The 20,226-nt window shown below is 58.4% G+C and carries 10 protein-coding genes and 1 pseudogene; 8 read left to right on the top strand and 3 right to left on the bottom strand.

Going from position 1 to position 20,226, the window contains the following annotated elements; all coding sequences use genetic code 11:
• Positions 1-49: 49 nt before the first annotated feature.
• The gene (gene gloB / locus Q1A51_RS17890; protein ID WP_299604392.1) at positions 50-817 is read right to left on the bottom strand and encodes a hydroxyacylglutathione hydrolase; all 768 of its coding nucleotides are present in this window, start codon (positions 815-817) and stop codon (positions 50-52) included.
• Between the two features lie 72 nt (positions 818-889).
• On the opposite strand from gloB, the gene Q1A51_RS17885 reads away from it, so the two are divergent.
• Positions 890-1,636 (top strand): hypothetical protein, encoded by a 747-nt coding sequence (locus Q1A51_RS17885; protein ID WP_299604390.1) that lies wholly within the window; start codon positions 890-892, stop codon positions 1,634-1,636.
• 2 nt (positions 1,637-1,638) lie between these two features.
• On the opposite strand, the gene Q1A51_RS17880 is transcribed toward Q1A51_RS17885, so the two are convergent.
• Positions 1,639-3,162 (bottom strand): hypothetical protein, encoded by a 1,524-nt coding sequence (locus tag Q1A51_RS17880; RefSeq protein ID WP_299604388.1) that lies wholly within the window; start codon positions 3,160-3,162, stop codon positions 1,639-1,641.
• 395 nt (positions 3,163-3,557) lie between these two features.
• Between Q1A51_RS17880 and Q1A51_RS17875 the strand changes: the two genes are divergently transcribed.
• The 7 genes and pseudogenes from Q1A51_RS17875 to Q1A51_RS17845 all read left to right on the top strand — a co-directional run.
• A complete protein-coding gene (locus tag Q1A51_RS17875) occupies positions 3,558-4,118 on the top strand; it encodes a F0F1 ATP synthase subunit delta (protein WP_299604385.1) in 561 nt (186 codons plus the stop codon).
• A complete protein-coding gene (gene atpA, locus Q1A51_RS17870) occupies positions 4,119-5,660 on the top strand; it encodes a F0F1 ATP synthase subunit alpha (protein WP_299604382.1) in 1,542 nt (513 codons plus the stop codon). It abuts the gene before it with no gap.
• 12 nt (positions 5,661-5,672) lie between these two features.
• The gene (locus Q1A51_RS17865) at positions 5,673-6,545 is read left to right on the top strand and encodes a F0F1 ATP synthase subunit gamma (protein ID WP_299205023.1); all 873 of its coding nucleotides are present in this window, start codon (positions 5,673-5,675) and stop codon (positions 6,543-6,545) included.
• Positions 6,546-6,563: 18 nt separating this feature from the next.
• Positions 6,564-7,988 carry a F0F1 ATP synthase subunit beta gene (gene atpD / locus Q1A51_RS17860; protein WP_299604379.1) on the top strand — a complete coding sequence of 475 codons (1,425 nt, stop codon included), beginning with the start codon at positions 6,564-6,566 and terminating at the stop codon, positions 7,986-7,988.
• 94 nt (positions 7,989-8,082) lie between these two features.
• Positions 8,083-8,508 carry a F0F1 ATP synthase subunit epsilon gene (locus Q1A51_RS17855; protein WP_299671450.1) on the top strand — a complete coding sequence of 142 codons (426 nt, stop codon included), beginning with the start codon at positions 8,083-8,085 and terminating at the stop codon, positions 8,506-8,508.
• A gap of 117 nt (positions 8,509-8,625) precedes the next feature.
• Positions 8,626-8,976, top strand: a complete 351-nt coding sequence (locus Q1A51_RS17850; RefSeq protein ID WP_299205032.1) for an H-type lectin domain-containing protein — start codon at positions 8,626-8,628, stop codon at positions 8,974-8,976.
• Between the two features lie 742 nt (positions 8,977-9,718).
• A pseudogene (locus Q1A51_RS17845) lies at positions 9,719-9,838 on the top strand (IS5/IS1182 family transposase); the annotation flags it as partial.
• A 254-nt stretch (positions 9,839-10,092) separates the two neighbouring features.
• On the opposite strand, the gene Q1A51_RS17840 reads toward Q1A51_RS17845, so the two are convergent.
• Positions 10,093-20,196, bottom strand: coding sequence for a hypothetical protein (locus Q1A51_RS17840; protein WP_299604375.1), 10,104 nt, complete (start codon positions 20,194-20,196; stop codon positions 10,093-10,095).
• Between the last annotated feature and the right edge of the window lie 30 nt (positions 20,197-20,226).

Below are 20,226 nucleotides of genomic sequence, written 5' to 3'. Positions count from 1 at the left end.
GAAACGTTACGATGGTGTCACTTTGGGCGCATTGGTGGACTGATCCGTCTCAGAAGTTGTCCTTCCGGGTGCGGATTTCCGTGAATACGTCGGTGGCGTCGGCACCTTTCATTCCCAGATGGGCCTGAATGGCGGGGTCGTGGGCGCGCAGAAATGGATTTGTCGCCCGTTCCTCGGACAAAAGCGATGGAACAGTCGGGGTGCCCGATGCGCGTTTCTCGGCCACCTCGCGGATTCGCGATATAAGGTCCGTATTCTCAGGATCAATGGTGAGGGCGAATTTCCCGTTGGCCGTTGTGTATTCATGGCCGGAGTAAACATGGGTATCACCGGGCAGGGCGGCCAGCTTTTGCAGGCTGTCATGCATTTGCGGCTTGGTGCCCTCGAACACCCGCCCGCAGCCTAACGCCATCAAGCTATCGGCGGTAAACACCGCCCTGGAGGCGGGAAAGTGGAACGCGATGTGACCAACGGTGTGGCCCGACACGTCGATGACCGTGCCAGTTTCCGACCCGATGGTGACCATGTCGCCGTCGGCCACCTGTGCATCCAGCGCAGGCAGGCGGTGCGCATCGGCGCTGGCGCCCGTGACGCGGGCAGGGTGCTGGGCAAGCAGATTCTGCAAACCGTCCACGTGATCATAATGGTGATGCGTGATCAGAACATCCGTCAGCTTCCATCCCGTCTCGGCTAATGCTGCAAGAATTGGCGCGGCCTCGGGCGCGTCAATTAATGCGGTGTCTCCAGTGTCCGGGTCATGGGCCAGAAACGCATAGTTGTCGGCGAGGCAGGGGATCGTGCGAATGTCGAGAGGCATGGCAATTCGGCTCTTTGTGCTTAGTGTTAGAACCAAGGTGGTCCGAACGGGCCGGATGAACAAGAGACGATCATGCATCTTGATGTGCAAGACCTGCGCAATTTCTATTACCGCAGCGCGCTGGGGCGTGCCGCGCAGGCTTCGTTGCGGCGGCGGCTGGTCGAGTTATGGCCGGAAGCCAAGGGGCAGACGGTGGCTGGCTTCGGCTTTGCCGCGCCGCTCTTGCGCCCCTATCTGAAAGAGGCGCGCCGGGTCGTGGCGCTTATGCCCGGCCCCCAGGGGGTGATGCCGTGGCCGCCTGATATGCCCAATGTGTCCGTGCTGACCGAAGAAACCCTGTGGCCCATTGAAACGGGGCACGTGGACAAGCTGGTCGTCCTGCACGGGCTCGAGACGTCAGAGCGCGCCTATGACCTGCTGGAAGAGGCGTGGCGTGTGCTGGGGCCGGGCGGCAAGGCGCTGTTCATCGTGCCGAACCGCGCCGGGCTGTGGTCGCGTCGGGATCGCACGCCCTTTGGCTATGGACGGCCCTATTCGGCCAGCCAACTCGAAACACAGCTGCGCAAACACCAGTTCCTGCCCGAACGGCATGTGGGCGCGCTCTACCAGTTTCCGTCCACCAAACGGCTGTGGATGAAATCAGCGCCAATGTTCGAAAAGGTGGGGCGGTTGATGCCGGGTATGGTGGCAGGTGGGGCGTTCATGGTCGAAGCATCGAAACTGGTCTATCCGCCCAAGGGCAAGGCCGTGCGGTCCAAAGCCAAGCGGCAAAAGGTGCCGCAAGGGGTCACGGCACCTGTCGCGGGGCGGGTCTCGTGACGTTAGTTGACGATCACAATCTGATCCGTTGTGATATCCGATATGCCGTTGATGCGGATAATTGCTGTACCCGGGTCTAAAGTACCGTTGGGTGCGTAGGTCAAACGCACATCAGTAACGCCATCTTCCAGGTTCTGAACGACTTCGACGTTGTCGACCGTGGCACCATTGAAAGAACCGATCTGCAGCAGGTCTTCGCTTGGGTCGAAATCCGTTACTTCAAGAAAAACGGCCTCGGGGGCGCCATAGGGATCTCGGACCCGGGCACTGATGGTGTCGGCACCCTCGCCTCCGGTGATGGTGGCCGGACCGTCCTCATCGTTGTAGGAACTGACAAGGGTGAACAGGTCATCGCCTTCACCGCCAAATGCAGTGCTCCCCTCTGCAAGTTGCAACGTATCGTTGCCCGCTCCCCCATAGCCGGTTGCGCCCATGTCCACATTGAGGGAATCGTTCCCCAATCCACCGAACGCTTCTGACCCGATGCCGCCCACAACCAGCCGGTCGTCGCCAGCGTCTCCGAAAAGCGTCACCACCCCGTCGCTTCGTGCGTTCAGTTGGTCATTCCCATCGCCTCCGCGGGCTTCACCCCCGTATATGCTAACGGTGTCGTTCCCTGTACCAGCATCCACGGTTGCATTCGAGGTCCGTATCAAGTCGTCGCCGTCACCTCCGTCGATGACGACAGCAGGTTCTGTACCGTCGATCCGCCAGAACGATATGTCTCGAATGCTAAAAACACCTTCGATCGTGTCGTCACCTGCGCCGCCGGAGAGAGTGGTTTCCCCATGATCCGCGATCAGTATGTCGTTCCCTTCGCCACCCTCGAGGGCAATCCCCTCTGTTCCGGTCGTTAGCCAGTCTGCTTCGCTGGTGCCGGTCGTATCTTCGGTCACCACCTGCTCGGTAATGCCACCACGGGTCACAACATAGTCTTCGTTCAGAAAGGTGATCAGTTCATCGCCATCGGTTGTGGCCTCCAAATAGTGGACATCGATGTCAACATTGGAGGTGATGTCGGGCAAAACATCCCGCATCGCGCCTGGATCGGGCAGCGGGTTTCCATCCTCTGGCAAATCCAGCGCAACCGTTCCCAACAGCTCCAGCCCGAAATGGTTCTCAAAATCTGCCAACTGATAATCGTAGGGATCGCCGCCAAAGTCCTGTTGCCCAGGGATGTCCCAACGGTCCTCGAAATCGTTATCAGACAGGTCCACCCCTTCCGGTACGAGATAAAAGCGTGCCTCATAGGTCCGGTAGAAATCGCCGGGGCTGTCCTCACTGTTGACATAGATAACACTGGCCACGTTGCGGGTCTCATCAGCGCCTACGTCGATCATTACTTCATCTGCGGCCGCGTCGAAGTCGAACGCTGCACCAGTGTCCTGATCGCCGGGTTCTGTTGGAGTGTCGGGCGCGTCCGGTTCGTCCTGTGGCGGAACTGTATCCCCACCGTTTTCGCCATCGTCCAGCATTCCGAATGACAGCGCACCTGTCACCAACGCCAAAAGCATCAACGCGCCCATACCAATTCCTTTCCCGTTCGCCCCCCGAACGCCCGGAAGTTGTATCTGACGCCAATGCGAGTCAACAAACCGATCTTGCAAGTGCTGTCGCGCTCAATGACCCGTTGCGATTGAACCACATATCGCCCCGTTAGACCCGGAATCGCCCCCAAACGCCCACGTTTTGTGACGGAAATTTTGCAATTCCTGCGGGCCAAACGGTCGCAGTTTTGTTAACCCCTTGAAATCGCGAAATAACCGCCCTAACGCCCGTTCACGAACACATGTTGCGGGGTGGCAAACCCTCTGCTACATCCCCCCTGATTTTCACGCCTTGGCCAAAATCAGGGCGGTCCAACACCCCGGGCCACGCATCCGTGTGCAGCAATCCGGGCCAAGACATCGAAAGGGTGGACGTGTCCGAACCAGCTTCGATCTCCACAGGTATCGCCGCGCGCTATGCCACTGCTGTCTACGAACTTGCCAAAGAAGGCAAAGCCGTCAAAAAACTCGAAGGTGATATTGAATCCCTGACAGCCGCCATGGCTGACAGCGGCGACTTCAATGCCCTGATCCAATCGCCCGTTTACAGCCGGGAAGAGCAGGCCGCCGCCATCACTGCGATCGCCAAGAAAGCCAAGCTGACCGACCTGATGTCGAACACGCTGGCCCTGATGGCCGAAAAGCGCCGCCTGTTCGTGCTGCCGCAATTGGTGCAGGCGCTGCGCGAGGTGATCGCCGAGGACAAAGGCGAAGTGACCGCAGACGTGACGTCCGCCAAGGCGCTGACAAAAACGCAAAGCGACAAGCTTGCCAAGACGCTCAAGGCCCGCATGGGCAAGGACGTCACCATCAATGCAACCGTCGATGAAAGCCTTATCGGCGGTTTGATCGTAAAAGTGGGCTCGAAGATGATCGATACGTCGATCCGCTCCAAGCTCTCTTCCCTCCAGAATGCAATGAAAGAGGTCGGATAAATGGGTATCCAAGCAGCAGAAATTTCTGCGATCCTGAAAGACCAGATCAAGAACTTTGGTCAGGAAGCAGAAGTGGCCGAAGTGGGCCGCGTTTTGTCGGTAGGGGACGGGATTGCCCGCGTCTACGGCCTCGACAACGTGCAAGCCGGTGAGATGGTCGAATTCCCCGGTGGCATTCAGGGTATGGCCCTGAACCTCGAGAACGACAACGTCGGTGTTGTTATCTTCGGGTCCGACCGTGACATCAAAGAAGGCGACACTGTCAAGCGCACCAACTCCATCGTGGACGTGCCTGCCGGGAACGAACTGCTGGGCCGCGTTGTAGACGGTCTGGGCAACCCGCTGGACGGCAAAGGCCCCATCGCCTCGTCCGAGCGCCGCGTCGCTGACGTCAAAGCCCCCGGCATCATCCCCCGTAAATCGGTGCACGAGCCGATGGCGACCGGTCTCAAAGCCGTTGACGCGATGATCCCAATCGGTCGTGGCCAGCGCGAACTGATCATTGGTGACCGTCAGACCGGCAAGACCGCCGTTGCTCTGGACGCGATCCTGAACCAGAAATCCTACAACGACGCTGCGGGCGATGATGAGAGCAAGAAGCTCTACTGCATCTACGTGGCCGTCGGCCAAAAGCGTTCAACCGTGGCGCAGCTGGTGAAGAAGCTCGAAGAATCCGGTGCGATCGACTACTCGATCGTCGTGGCTGCAACCGCATCCGACCCGGCCCCCATGCAGTTCCTGGCACCCTACGCCGCGACCGCCATGGCCGAGTTTTTCCGTGACAATGGCCGCCACGCGCTGATCATCTATGATGACCTGTCGAAGCAGGCTGTGTCCTATCGCCAGATGTCGTTGCTGCTGCGCCGCCCACCGGGCCGCGAAGCTTACCCTGGCGACGTTTTCTACCTTCACTCGCGCCTGCTGGAACGTTCGGCCAAGCTGAACGAAGACAACGGTGCCGGTTCGCTGACGGCTCTGCCGATCATTGAAACCCAAGGTGGCGACGTGTCGGCCTTTATCCCGACCAACGTGATTTCGATCACCGACGGCCAGATCTTCCTTGAAACCGAACTGTTCTATCAGGGTATCCGCCCCGCCGTGAACACCGGTCTTTCGGTGAGCCGTGTGGGTTCCTCGGCGCAAACAGACGCGATGTCGTCGGTTGCGGGTCCGGTGAAACTGTCGCTGGCCCAGTACCGCGAAATGGCCGCCTTTGCCCAGTTCGGCTCTGACCTTGATGCCGCCACGCAGCAGCTGCTGAACCGTGGTGCGCGCCTGACCGAACTTATGAAGCAATCGCAGTATTCGCCCCTGACCAACGCGGAAATCGTCTGCGTGATCTTTGCAGGCACCAATGGCTACCTCGACAACATCGACGTCAGCGCAGTTGGTAAATTCGAAGCGGGCCTGCTCAACTTCCTGCGGTCGCAGAAAGCCGACTTCCTGAAGTGGATCGCTGACGAAGATCCCAAGTTCAAGAGCGGCGAGAACGTCGACAAGATGAAGGCGGTCCTCGACGAGTTCGCTTCGACCTTCGCATAAGGAGATCGGGCAATGCCAAATCTCAAGGACCTGAAAAACAGGATCGAAAGCGTCAAGTCGACGCGGAAGATCACCAAGGCCATGCAAATGGTGGCCGCCGCGAAATTGCGGCGGGCCCAGGAAGCTGCCGAAATGTCGCGTCCCTATGCCGAACGGTTCACAGCCGTGATGGCGGGGCTGGCGTCGGCGGCGGCCGGCTCCGACAGCGCACCCAAACTGCTCAGCGGTACGGGCTCGGATCAGACGCATCTCTTGGTGGTGATGACATCGGAACGTGGTTTGTGCGGTGGTTTTAACACCAACATCGCCAAACTGGCACGGGCCAAGGCGACGGAACTGCAAGCCGCAGGCAAGACGGTCAAGATCCTGACCGTCGGCAAGAAAGGCCGTGATCAGCTGAAACGCGACTTTGGCAACATGTTTGTCGGTCACGTGGACATGACCGAGGTCAAGCGCATGAGCTATGCGGATGCCCAAGGCGTGGCCAAGGACGTGCTGGGCCGCTTTGATGCGGGCGAATATGACGTGGCGACGATCTTCTTCTCGAAGTTCCAGAACGTCGTGACGCAGATCCCCACAGCGCAACAGATCATCCCCTTCGCGATCCCCGAGGATTACGAGGGCAGCGACACGCTCTATGATTACGAGCCGGACGAAGAGGCCATTCTGGCCGACCTTCTGCCGCGCGGCGTGGCCACGGCGATCTTTTCCGGCCTGCTGGAAAACGGCGCGTCCGAACAGGGCGCCCGGATGAGCGCCATGGACAACGCGACGCGCAACGCTGGCGACATGATCGACAAGCTGACCATCGAGTTCAACCGCTCGCGTCAGGCTGTGATCACGAACGAGCTGATTGAAATCATTTCCGGCGCGGAAGCGCTGTAAGACACCCGGAGACGAAAAATGGCAAACGCTAAAGGCAAAATCACACAAGTCATCGGGGCCGTCTGCGACGTGCAATTCGATGACCACCTGCCAGAGATTCTGAACGCTCTGGAAACCGACAACCACGGCAACCGCCTGATCCTTGAGGTCGCGCAGCACCTTGGTGAAAACACCGTGCGCTGCATCGCGATGGACAGCTCCGAAGGTCTGGTACGCGGTCAGGAAGTCACCGACACCGACGGCCCGATCATGGTGCCGGTTGGCCCGAAAACACTGGGTCGTATCCTCAACGTCGTGGGCGAGCCCGTTGACGAAGGTGGCCCGGTTGCAGCGGAAGAAAAACGCGCCATTCACCAGGACGCGCCCGCCTTTTCAGAGCAGTCCACAGAATCCGAAGTCCTCGTGACCGGTATCAAGGTTGTTGACCTGCTGGCCCCCTACGCCAAGGGCGGCAAAATCGGCCTCTTTGGCGGTGCTGGCGTGGGCAAAACTGTTCTGATCATGGAACTGATCAACAACATCGCCAAAGTGCACTCGGGCTACTCCGTGTTCGCCGGTGTGGGTGAACGGACGCGTGAAGGCAACGACCTTTATCACGAGATGATCGAGTCGAACGTGATCAAGCCCGACAACCTCGAAGAAAGCCAGGTTGCGCTGGTCTACGGCCAGATGAACGAACCTCCCGGTGCGCGTGCCCGTGTGGCCCTGACGGGCCTCACACTGGCCGAACAGTTCCGCGATGCATCGGGGACCGACGTTCTGTTCTTCGTCGACAACATCTTCCGCTTCACCCAAGCGGGTTCCGAAGTGTCGGCTCTGCTCGGCCGTATTCCTTCGGCGGTGGGCTACCAGCCAACACTGGCCACCGACATGGGTGCGATGCAGGAACGGATCACCTCGACCAAATCCGGTTCGATCACATCCATTCAGGCCGTTTACGTGCCTGCGGATGACTTGACCGACCCCGCGCCTGCGACAACCTTTGCGCACCTCGATGCGACCACTGTTCTGAACCGTGCGATCTCGGAACTCGGCATCTACCCCGCCGTGGACCCGCTCGACAGCTCCTCGCGCCTGATGGACCCGCAGATCGTGGGTGAAGAGCACTACAAGGTGGCCTCGGACGTGCAGCAGATCCTGCAGCGCTACAAGTCGCTCCAGGACATCATCGCCATCCTCGGGATGGACGAACTGTCGGAAGAGGACAAGCTGACCGTGGCCCGCGCCCGGAAAATCCAGCGCTTCCTGTCGCAGCCCTTCGATGTGGCCAAAGTGTTCACCGGCTCGGACGGTGTTCAGGTTCCGCTGGAAGACACGATTGCCTCGTTCAAGGCGGTTGTGGCCGGTGAGTATGACCACCTGCCCGAAGGTGCGTTCTACATGGTTGGCGGCATCGACGAAGTGATCGCCAAAGCCGAGAAGATGGCGGCCGACGCAGCTTAAGGTGCATGGCGGGGTGAAACCCCGCCCTACATCTCCGAACGAACTCCGGGCGTAAGGTGGGGTTTAACCCCACCGCCCATTGAAGGAGAAGATGATGCAATTTGATTTGGTATCGCCCGAGCGCAGCCTCGCATCCATGGACGCGACAGCCGTACAGATCCCCGGTGCCGATGGCGATATGACCGTGATGGCCGACCATGCCCCCACGATCACGACCCTGCGCCCCGGCGTGCTCAAGGTCGAGGCGGGCAACGACACCCATGAATACGTTGTGACCGGCGGCTTCGCCGAGATCGGCGCGCAGGGCGTGTCCGTTCTGGCGGAACGTGCGGTTGCGAAGGGTGATATGACGCAGGACCAGCTGGACGCGATGTTCGACGAGGTGCAGGATGTCTACAACCGCGCCAAGGATGCGGCACAGGGCGACACTGGCCCCGTTGACGATGCGGCCAAGCTGCTGGCCGACATGGCAGCCATGGGGTCCGAGATCGGGCTGAGCACCAAGCAGCCCAGCCTGTAACACTCTTTCAAGAGATGTGTGAAAGGCCTCGCATATCGCGGGGCCTTTTTTCGATTTTGGGGCCTTAAATTACCGGTCTGACGTGGTACGAAACCAAAGCCCAATAAGAACGATCTGATGAAACGACTGCGCAACCACCTGATAGGCATCGACCAAGGCGACACCGTCCTGTTCTCCGATTTCGAGGACGGGGGCGAGATGTGGACTGGCCGTGGGCAACGCGAACGCCGGCGTAGAGTGAGCTTTTCCGAACCGTTCCGGACAGAGCCGTCCGTTCATGTGTCGATTTCCATGTGGGACGTTGATACCGCCTCCGCCTTGCGCGCCGATGCCATGGCCGAAACCATCACAAAAGATGGGTTTGACCTCGTGTTCCGCACCTGGGGCGACACGCGCATTGCACGCGTGCGGCTGGCCTGGATGGCCATGGGCGAGTTACGACAGGCGGACGATTGGGATCTGTACTAACTCCGGTTTTTTCGTCAGCGATGTTTTGACACTCGGCGATTGGTGGCTGTGCGGGACGGAGCTGCCGCCGACGGTTCCAATTCCAATGTGCGAGACGAATAGCGGACAGTCGTTGTTGCGAGTACAATCGATACTCTATCGACTTAGCCAGAAGTATTCATCCACCAAACTCTGAACCAGCTGGTTGGGAACTGATGGATATGCTGCAAGAAAGTCGTTTCGAACAGTCTTGGCGTCATGCATCAAGTTCGCGCCGGAGGTATGTGTTGGCTTCATTGAGAAGAACGTGCTCGTCATTTCCTCGTGGGTCTCCAGGATAAGATCTGCCTTCGTTTCTCCAAAAAACTCAATGACTTCGGACCAAGCATCTGTACGCCATTTTTTTCGTCCAATCGCGTTCGATAGAGGTGATCTCGCACATATTTCCAAGGCTTTCGACAGATCATCAGGCGCTATTGTTGCCGTACTTCTAGGCTTGGACATCGCGATGTTCTCAGTTTTGTGGCGACTATTGGGACATGTTGTTTGAGTAAATCATTTCAGAGCTAACTCGGCATTCCAGCATTTGTCAAAGGGGCTCACTGCCGACCTCGGAGCAAACGCAGCATCGCGCTGTCTGCCCCGGCGTACTCAGTTGGTGGTCGGGCTGGCTGCCGAGCACAGCGAAGAAAAGGCCGTCATGATCGATGCGACCTACCTCAAGGCCTACCGAACAGCGACCAGTATGGGCGTCAAATAGGACAAACGGCGTAACCGCATCGAGATCATGTTCGGCAGGCTCAAGGACAGGCGGCGTGCCGCAACGCGGTATGATCGCTGCCCAAAGATGTTCCTCTCGGCAATCGTCATCTATTGGCTATGATTCATGACCCTGGAACAATGCGGATCTTCTCTTCGGCAGAAAATTTCTACCGCGTCTTGCGCCTGATCTTTTTTACAAGCTTGTCAGCTATCCATTCGGCCCAGTACTTGATCTCATCTCGTATCCTCTCAAAGATCATGATGAGCTCACAACTCTCGCTTAGCAAAACAACCCAGTCTGTCTCAAAGGCCCTGACGGGGTTACGCAGGTACACATACTGGACCTACCCAGGCGCAGCCGTAAGGTTGGTGGGATCACCACCAACCTGAACTATCCTTCGGCACAGGGATCACCAGCTCCTGGAACTGCACCAGCGGCAGTCGGTCATTGTCGGTGACAATCGTGGTCGCAAATACCGTCAGCAGAAACTTTAGACTGCTGTCGGGGGATTGTGCGCTCGTGGTTGCTTGCCAATTTGCCAGATTTGACGCGATCTGAGCAGCCAGTGTCCTTTCATCACCCGGATCAACTTTACCTGCGACCAGGAAGACCGGCAGCACGCTGTAGGCGCTGTTGCCCTTATTCGCCATGACCTCATACCGGTAGGAAATCGAGCTTTCAGTTTCCAACGGTGGGTTGGTGCCGTTCTGAACCGAATCCTTCGGCGGGGTGGTCAGGTCGATCAACATCGCCTCAACAGCTTCTGCCAGCGTCGCCTTTGACTCGAGGTCTATCTGGTCTGGTGCACCAATCAGAGGCACGATAGGCGTGGGCCACGCGACCGTTTCAGTGCGATAGACAAAGTCCGGGTTGGTCTGCTGGGGTGGGACGGCGAGGTTTCGGTTCCGCTCGGTGAACGCGCTTGGCAGCACATTCTGGTAGTCAAGGACGTAAAGGTTCTCCCATGTCAGCGTCAGAACACGTTCCGACTTGCCGTTGTCGGGCGAATAGATCGCTGTATCACCGCTGGCTGATTTGAACGTGTAACCAGTGATCGTTGGCCATGGCGGCGTGCCGCTTGAGCGCGACCAAGTGCCTTTCACCTGTAAGTCCGTGCTGTTTTCGACATTCTGGATGTTAAAGTGCCAGACTTCAGTGTCGTCATCCGCCGTGACCCGGTCCAGCCCACCGCGCGGTGGCTCCGGCGGTTGCCAGCTGCTCCATGTTGCCGCAACGCCTGCGATGATCGCGCTGAAATCCTTGAGCGCGTTGACCGACTCTGCACCACCATCGGCGGGCAGTTGTTCGATTTTGGGTTCGAGCTGTGGATATTCAAAGACAAACCGCGCCAGCGCATCGAACAAATCCTTGGGCGGGTCGCGCCCGTCGTCGGTGGCCAACAAGGCCGCGGTAGAGACCGATGTGGGACCCATGTTCGTTTGCAGCTGGTTGAACGTCAGCGACAGGTTCAGGGTGTCCTGATCGGCGGCCGAGCGTTCGACCTGCAACTCGTAGCTCCAGACCAGCGCATCCTGAATGGTGCTGACCGTCGTTTTGGCCTGCGCCTTGGTCGACAGCAGTTTGGGCAAGGGCGGATAGCTGCGCAACGGGATCGGAATCCGTGTTTCGCCAATCGGCTGTGTCAGCGTGTTGTCCTGTTCCTGCGGCAGATCGCCGGGGTTTTGTTGCAGGACAAAGGTCAGCCAGCTGGACGGGACATATCCACGATCCGATGCCTGACCATCGCGCTGATGCTCCAACTGGTTGACCTCATAGTTCAGATCCAGATTGAAAGCGCGCTGTGCCTCTGGGTCACTGGCCGAAACCAGGAAGTTCAGCCAGTTCTTTTGGTCGTCTGTGGTTTGCACCAGCGGTAGGGTCGACGGCGTCAGCGAATAGGGCAGCTTGTCCGGGTCACCCTGTCCGGGGACCTGCACGGCACCATAGAGTTGTGGCGGCAGCGAAGGGTCCCCGCTGGGTTCGATCGGACCGTTGAGGTTCACAATCGCCTCCAGCTGCGTCAGCGTCGAGAAGCCATAGTCATTGGCCAACGTGCGCAGCAAGGCCTGCCGCCACGTCTCTTTGGCAGACTTCGGATCACCCGTGCCGTCCAGTTCGTCGTAGACATAGGTGATCTTGTCCGAAATCGACCCGGCCAACGTTTCCTTGTTCTCCACAAAGGGATCGTACAGCTCGTCCTCGATACTGGAATGATCCGCAACGGCCGGGGCCATGATCGGGCTAAAGATCGTTTCGACCGTGGTCAGGAACAGCGCGCCCCATTGGTCCATATCCGTACTGTTGAAAATGCGATTGACCAGATCATAGCCTTTGTCCGAGCCGCTGGGATTGCCGTAATCCTTCAGGTTCGGCACGTCCCGCGTGATCAGTTGACGGCTGAGGGGGGGCGGTGCATAGAAGATCGGCTCGGGTTTGCCATCTTCGCCTTTGACGATCTCGACCTCGGTGCCCACGCCCTTGCCCCAGCGCTGCAACCAAATGCTGCGGCGGCCAAAGCGTTGGCTGGTGATGTCGCTGTTCTGCCCGGTGGCAACCTTGACCACGCCAACCTTGTCATCGAACGGATAATACGCCGTCTCGAACTTGTCGGCGAACGTCGTCAGGCCCGAGGGATCGTCCTTTTCGCCCGTGTCCTCCACCGGCTGCATCGGAGAGGTGACCATGCGGACCTCAGGTGCTTTGTCGGCAATGTCATCAGGCACATCAGCCCGTTGAAGCACCAGGCTGACCACCAGCTCCTGCAAGTCACCCGCCCAGTTTGCAGGCTGTGATTTGTCGAGCGGCATGGCCAACGTAATGGCCGCAGGTGCCTCACCGGTACCGCCTGCCCGTAGCCAGTCCAGCAGAGGCGTTATGTAACCCACGAGGCCCGATATCACGCTGTCCCCCGACGCCAGCACACCCAAAGGTGCATCCGCCAGCGTGTCGCCGGTATCCACCGCAGCGCTGGTGTTCGGTTGATCGGTTAGTTGTTCATAGATCTTGGCATATTGGTCGGTTGTGACCTGCAATTGATCTGCATTCACCTTGCCTTCGGCATCCTGGATCGTCGACGGATCGAACGACATGCGCAGTTCCAACTGCACGCCACCCTTGTCTTCGACCGCGTAATACACCTGCGTGCCCGACCAATCGGCCAACCCCATCAGATCGTCGTTGTAAACGACCTTCAGGTCCGTGGTGGCCATCAGCGATGCAGGGACCGAGTTTCCGAACACGTCCTCGATCGAGATGCGCACTGTGAACGTATCGTTGATCGCGCCATAGCGGTTGTCGCTTCCCACCGGCGTCGCCGTTTCGAACGCCTTGGAATAGATCCACGTGACCGCGTCGGCACCGGCACCGCTTTCGTCATTCGCATTGATCGGACGGCTCCAGTTCTCATTGGGCTGAGCAGTGCCATTGATCTTTTCGATGCGGTAGCTGACCATCTGGTACAGCCCCTGCAGAAAGTCACCGCTGCCTGCATCTGCCTCGTCTGGTGCGTTGTCCCAAGTGATCGACCACCCGACTGAACCGCCAGCATAGGCAGCAGCATATCCCTGGACTGGAGTGCCGTCCGAGTCTTCGGCCAACGTGCTGAAGATCGCCTTGCCCTTGTCGGGCGCCGATCCGATCAACGCGTTTTGGTAGGGTGCTGCACGTGTGATCGACCCTTTGGTGCCGAATTGCACCACCAACGCCAGATCAGCCGGACCGTTCTGGAATATGTTCAGATCAAGCCCTTCGACTTGCAGGTAGAAACCCGACGAATGCACGACGGACACTTCCCATGTCAGGCGCAGGAACCGGGCAAGTTGCACACCACCTTCACCTGGTTTCGCCCAGTTTAGGCTGGGGGTCGGTTCGGCATCCGTGCCCGCATTGGCTTCGGCCACCGCGTTGGCGGCGGCCACCCCCGCAGGTGTGCTGACGGTCGACAGATCGGTGCGCACCAATACGCGGGGTGTCTTGGAAGACGCCCAGTTGCCCCGGCTTTCGCTCACCAACAAGTCGATGGAGTTCACGGACTCGTTGCCTGCGTCAATCTCGTCCAGCAGGGCCTGCAACATCGCACGGTTGGCTTCGTCCGTACCCAACAACGAGAACGTGTCAGTCAGGATTGCACCCGGCTCAACCGCATCCGGATCGGGGATCGAGGCCAATCGGATCGGCAGGACCAGTGCGCTGTCCGCCTCCCAGGGCGTGCCGCCACTTGAAAGGTCAGTCTGCTGATCGGCATCTGATTCACCACCAAACAGCTGATTGGTCAGCCACGGACCTGTGGTTGCGCCCGTGTCCTTGCGCCAATCCCGCACCGCTTGCACAACATCCTCAGACAATGTGTTGATGATGTAGTCGTCATCCCCGTCGGACCAGCTATTGATGTTGTTCATCGGGAAAATCAGCGGTTTTTCGACCAGTGCGCGCAATGGTCCCACGGTCCACGGCGGCGTGGCCGGGCCCGTGGTGTGCACCATGGATGGATCAAGGCTGGATGTGGCATCATCCGCGACCTTGATCCACTCGGGCGTGTCGGCGGTGGTGGTCAACTTTGCCCCCAACACCCACGCATCATCCGCTTTGACCAGCGCGAATTGCTGCCCCGTCAGGACATACAGCGCCTCCAGCTTGCTGGTGTCATTGGGATCAGGCAGACGCACACCGCCCATCAGGAAACGCGACACAAAGCCGCCCAGATCGTCAATGCTGATTTCGCTCAACGCGGTGTCGAGATCTGGCGCACCGGTCTCGATCAGCAATTCAATGACCTGCTGACCCAGCAGGTTGAAATATTCGTCGAATACCAGCGCGGCAGTCGATTCCTCCACCATCTCAGCGGCTTGCAGACTGTCACCACCGCCAAAATACGCCGCGACAATGTCGGTGTAGTTCGACGGCAAGCGCAGGTGGCCGAAACTGGCGATGGCGCTGCGCAGCGAGGCGTTCATCACCTTGCCGCCATTGTACTCGAGGCCAAGGCTGTCGGGCATGGCCATCGACACAACGGCGGTGTCAGCCGTGAATGTGGTCTTCCCGATGTTGAAGATGAACGTATCGGACAGCGCCTTCAGAATGGCTTCGCGGTCGAATTCACCGTTTTGCAACGCTGCTTCGGTTGCTGCCAACTGTTCCTGGAACGTGGTCGCGGATCCGCTGTAATTGTGCACCAGCCAGCTGGACAATTCCGACGCAAGAACGCCAAACGGACTGCCCAGACTACCGGATTCCAGGACCAGAGTGGCGACGCCCTGTGGCGCCCAGTTTTCTGTCGAATCCCCGGTCGCAATGGCTGTCGGTTGCAGGACGAAGCCCACAGTGATCGGGGTCTTGTCTTTGACAAGCCGCGTGTGGATGCCGTGGGACAACCGCGCCCATGGGGCGCTGGCTGGCCTTGCCATGGCCTCCAGGAGGATATCCGCCTCGAGCGGTCGGCCAGAATTCACGGCCGTGGGCGTTGGTCCACTGAGTTTCGCAACCGCAGACCCGCTGCCGATCACCGTGTCGATCAGGTCCAGCTTGGCGGTAAACGAGAACGATATCTTGACGAACACGATCTTGATCGACGCCTTGGCAACCACTTCGGCTGTCAATTTCAATGGCGACGAATGCGCGGTCTCAATCGCGAATGCGACGGTCAATGAAATGGTCAGCGACACGTCCACCGCGATGATCTTGAAATCGACCTTGCCGAACACGTTGCCGGTCAGCGACAGGCTGACACCCCACCACCAGTAGTCGACACCGGTCTGTGTCATCTTGCCATCGAACGAAGCAAGGAACCCTTCGATTGTGCAGCCCAGCATCAGGCTCGCTCCGGCCTTCAGCGGGCCTTTTTCGAACTCCTTGCCGACGCCTCCTGCAATCCCCAGACCAAAGGTCCAGATCAGATTGAATTCGGTCCCGAACTGGTCAGGCGCGGCGGCACTGCTGAGTTTGCCCAGGTAGAACCCGGCCTTGACGATCAGGGGCAACGGGCCCGCCTGGAACTGGACCGTGATCGGATGTGCCGTTGTCCCGGTGAAAGGCCAGCCGATGGCAAACCGCCAATCGCCATTGGTCCAGATCGAAATGCTGAAATTCGGAAGCGACAGCATCACGGGACCCAGCGGGATGGTGCCCAGATCCAGATAAATGTCGGCGGAATAAACACCGACTTCATCGCTCACTTTTCGGTAGATGATGGTAAAGGTAAAGCCTTTGACCTTGCCCAGGAATCCACCTTCGTCCTTGTCGTCACCGTCCTTGTCATCGTCGGCCATCACGGCGTTGCCGTCGCTGGCAACCAGCCTCTTGCCGTTGCCGTTTTTGCCGCCGCCACCGTCAGGTTCTTTCTTTTCCGGCGGGGTGATGTTGATCTGCAATCCATAAAAGCTGGAATCGATCAGGACCGTTGTCAGTTTGAGGCTTTGGTATTTGAACTGAAGCGCAAAGGCGATGCCTGCGTCCGAATTGTAGAGATCGAGATTGGCAAAGATCAGACGCGCCACCTGTTCGACCGTCTTGTCGGTCATCAGATTCAACTGATTGAATACGTCGGTGATCACGTTTGGATTGGTCGGGTCGGTCTTGATCTCGAACGACCGGCCCAGATACCCCTGCGGCACATCCACCAGCGTCACGCTGATCGTTGGCCCGTTCCAGTCTGTGTCGGTGGATTTACCAATCCAGAACAGTGAGTTGCGACCGCCAGGATCGCCGGGCGCGCCAAAAATGCCAAGATCCTTGGGCCCAACCCCATAACTGAGGAAGAAATTCAGCAACATCGACTGAAAATGCATGAACCGCAGCATTGAAACATAAGTCGTCTCGCCAAACTCGAACCGGTCGAGCTGCACGTATTCAAAGTCCGAGGCAATGACGCCTTCGAACATGAACCCTTTGGGCCCAGAAATTTCTGGCGGCAGGCGCAGGATCACGCCCACCTGCTTTTCCGGATCTGTCGCGTCGGGATCCCAGCCGATCAACAGCGTCGCGGTCAGGTCGGTCTTGAACGAAGCCAACATGCCGAACGTGCCCAGCGGCACTTCGAATTGAAGGCTGTAGCGCGGGGCGCCAGTGTTGGTCCCGCTGCCCGTCTTGACCTGCCACTCTCCAATTTCGGATGGGGTCAGTCCGTCGGGGGATGGCAAAACGGCCTCGATGATACCGGGGAACGTGCGCTCGAAACTGTAATCCCGCGCCTCGCTGAGCATTTGGTCAACCTTGACGCCGGTCAGGTTGGTTGGGATTCCGTCAATCAAATCGGCGGTGTTGTCGGCCTTGATGCAGGTCGTCATGTCAAAGCTGTAACCAGTGATCGCCAAACCTTTGGTCGGAACGTTGTCGGCAACCTCGCCATACGAGAACAGATCGCCCGCAATCCCGTCTTTGAATGCCAGCAGCCCGCTGATCCGGAAGGCGGACGCGGCGATCACTTCGCAATCACCGGTCCCGTCACGCCGTGTGACCGGGACCAGAGTCGCCTCGGTTATCGATTGGGCCACAAGTGCGGTGAATTTGTCGCCCGTGTCGTCATAGACGAAACTGCGCTCGTCCTGGGTCGAGAACAACAGCGATCCGGTGCCATCCTCGAACAAGGTATAAACGCCGTCGATGACAATGGTGCCATATTCCGGATAATCCAGCGATGGCCCTGGTTGCAGGGTTACGCTGCTCCCGAACAACTCCTTGATGCTGAACGCAATCTGAGAGTCGAACACCGCCAATTTGCTGTTGGCGTATTGCACGTTCAACAGCAACACCCGGAAATCCGGGAACTCGGTCGGCGGCGAGGCGGGGATGGTGTAAGGCGGATCAAGCTTCGAGGCGTCGTAGTTGATGACCGAAAACAGCGAGCTGTGTTCGACCGACGCGGCGCTGTCCTTGTCCTCGACCCGGTTGATCGTGATGCCAAAGTGATGCGCCAACAGCTGCCCTTTGATCCCGCCCAGCAGGATCTGAATGTCCAGCGGCAGCTCGTCATAATTGAGCGGGCAGTTGAAAATCAGGATGCCGTTCCAATTGGGGTCATCAATCGTCTGGCGGAAGGCCGCGAACAGGTCGCCTCCTTCGTCGGCTGCCTTCAAATAAGTCAGCAGCCGGGTCTGAACATCTGATTTCGTCGCACCATCTGCGATCAACGTGGTCCAGGTGTTGTCATCCTCGATCAGGGCGCGTGCCGAGACACCAGGCACAAACTTGAAGATCGCAACAGCCTGATTGTCGGCATTGCCCATTTGGACATCAAAGGTGAAATCCCCAAGCTTGATGTTCTTGTCGGGAAACGGTTCGAACGCGCTCTGATCTGTCGCCACCATGAAAAGGCTGTCGTTCAGCACAGTGTTTGAAAACGTCGGGTTGACCACGCCATTGCTGCCCTCATTCGAGGTCAGTTGCAGGAACTGGTCCGGGTTCTGCGGGCTGCGTGCAAGGATCAGGTTCTTTATTGTTCCCGCGGGCGGCGTGCCACCGTTGACAGGGTTCAGCTCCACCAACAGGCCCAACGGCGTGCGTGCAAAGCCGCCGTCAAAGGCCAGGTTGGTGGACGTATCAAAAAAGATCGGGCCGTAATCGACGCTGAAATAGGGTTGCAACGTGTCCCGCCGATCCGGCGAGACCACCTGTCGTTCAATCGCCGAAAGCTCTTCGGCGGATAGGTCTGCGTTGGGGTTCACGATCCCTTCGTCATCGTCAGAGTAGAACACCCCGCCATAGGGCAGCATGGGAAAGGCCACGTCTTCGTTGGCCTGTTCGAATTGCAGCAGGCTTGCCCCCACCGCAATCGGAAACTCGTATCGCGCCTTCGCTGCGTCCAACTCACGTCCGAAGTAAGTCGACGATGACGCCTGCGCACAATAGCTGGTGTTGACCACTTCGACGTCGTCAGCAGCTTCGACTGCGGATTGCTTGAGTACGCGTATCCAGCTTGTGGTCAACGCGCCGTCCAACGTGGTGGGCGTGCCATCCTGCGGATCGTAGGACTTGGCAAAGGCTGGTTTGCCCGATTCAAACAACAACCGGTCACCGGGCTCGACCAAAACATACTCGGTTCCTGCCAGCCCGCTGCGGATCTGGACGCGTTCTTCTGCTGTCAGACCATCCCCGGGGGCTACTTCGAACTCACCCACCGGGCAAAGGTACCGGTCGCTTTCCTCTGTCCCGGTGTTCTTGGCAAAGGCGAAGCCGCCGGTCAGATCTTGGGTCTTGGGGGCCGCTGGAGAGATCGAAACAGGCGCATTGGTCGTGCTGGACAAGTATTGCGATGTCAGCGCATTGGGTTCGCCCAGATCAAGGGCCATGCGTGTGCGCAGGTCGTTCAATGGTGAAAGCGGTTGCAGATAAACGTTGAAAAACAAATCTTTGACTCTGATCGGCCCCGGATCAGATGCAGGCGTGAACAGTGGGTATTGCGCCGCGTCAGCGCCTGTCGCGTCATGGCCATAGAACACGCGCTGCAAACCCGCGTATTGCTGGCCCAACTCGTAATGACTCCAATCCCAGGCAAAGGTCAGCGTGCCGCGGTGATTGCCGGATAAGGGCAGCACCACTTGCGTTGGACGTGTGCCGACAGGTTGGGGTAAGTCGTTCTCGACGATCTGCACCTGAATGCTTTCTTCGCCTGATGCCTTGTCGAACTTGATGGCCGGTGCATCGATATCGAGCGAAATGCGCGTGTTACGCCGCAAGTCCAGCTGCCACGTCCCGATTTGCAACGTCGCGTTTGTCGGCACTGCATAAGCGGTTGACGACGCAACAATGTCATAAGTGTTTGCATCGTGACGCCAGGCGATGCGGGAAAACGTGGTGGGTTCCTTGGTCAGAACGCCGTTCAACTCGGCCAGCAGATCATTGGGGTCAACGTCTTCGTCAGAAAAGACATAGGCACCCGTCCTGTCATAGCTTTCGGGTAAGGTCAGCGTATCCGTCGTGCTTTGGCCTTCGAACAGATAGTAATAGGTCAACGCGATATTGCCGCCGCCGGACCCGTTGTTGCTGGCAACATACAAGGTCGCTGTGTCATCGGTCGCGGCCCGCGCGAAACTGATGTCATCGCCACTTTCATGCGGAACAACTGCTGGGGCCGTGCGGGTTGTGAACAGCGCAGCGTCCGGTTCGTGCTCCTCCATCGCGGCCATTGCGACCGTTTTTTCCTCGTCGAACAGGATTACGCTGATCTCAAACCCGTCCGTTGTCACCGTGTTGCGTGGCTGAAGAGCGTTGTCGAAAACAATGATCTGGACATCCAGAACCGTTTTGACTTCGTGTCCGACATAGATTTCATATTTGATCGTCGGGCCGTTGTTGATATTGACCACCAACTCGTTGGACCCGGTGCCCAGAACATCCGCCGCCGGGGTTGCGGCCCACCCGTATTCGGTGGTCATATCCAGTTGCGCGTTCTGCAGGTCCAGACCCTTGATCGAGCGTTTTCCGCCCTGGTTCAGAACCAGTTCGATATCGCTGATCGAGCCATTCAGGAAATATGCGTTCGCCATAGCTCAACACCCCCCAGAAGTGTGCGCGGT

The organism is uncultured Tateyamaria sp., assembly GCF_947496075.1.
In the GTDB taxonomy this organism is placed as follows: domain Bacteria; phylum Pseudomonadota; class Alphaproteobacteria; order Rhodobacterales; family Rhodobacteraceae; genus Tateyamaria.
The sequence above is the reverse complement of the archived record's forward strand: the minus strand, read 5'-3'. Positions and strand labels throughout refer to the sequence as shown.